Genomic DNA, 399 nt, shown 5'->3' with positions numbered 1-399 from the left:
CCAAAAAAACCCATGTCGAGAGACCGTTCACAACTTTAATTCAACTGTCATAGGCATTCAAAATTACTACTGTCGTGCCACCAACATTACGAAAAATCTATCTGGGATTAGCTATAGTCTTCAGAAAGTCTTATACAATCGCTTGAATGAACACAGAACTCAAGCTATCGCAAGTGATATGTCCCCGGCAATGAAAGAGCGGTACAAAGGTTATCAGCCCAAATTATACAAAATACAGGACATGGTCTTCGTGCCAATACATGCCCAGAAACACAAGAAGTGCATGAACTTTACCCAAACAATCTGCAACTATACGGTAAAGGGAAGAGCCAAAATTCACGATAACCTTGCGGTCAACTCAGATTTGTTAGGACATATTATGAGAAGCTACATTCCATA

The 399-nt window shown here is 39.8% G+C and carries 1 pseudogene; it reads left to right on the top strand.

Features of this window, described 5'->3' with window-relative positions:
• Positions 1–190: 190 nt before the first annotated feature.
• A pseudogene (locus SB773_RS30215) lies at positions 191–399 on the top strand (group II intron reverse transcriptase/maturase); the annotation flags it as partial.

Origin of the sequence: Bacillus sp. SIMBA_074, from assembly GCF_046534555.1 — a bacterium.
Taxonomy (GTDB): domain Bacteria; phylum Bacillota; class Bacilli; order Bacillales; family Bacillaceae_G; genus Bacillus_A; species Bacillus_A mycoides.
Note: the sequence above shows the minus strand (reverse complement) of the source record. Positions and strands in the feature narration are given on the sequence as shown.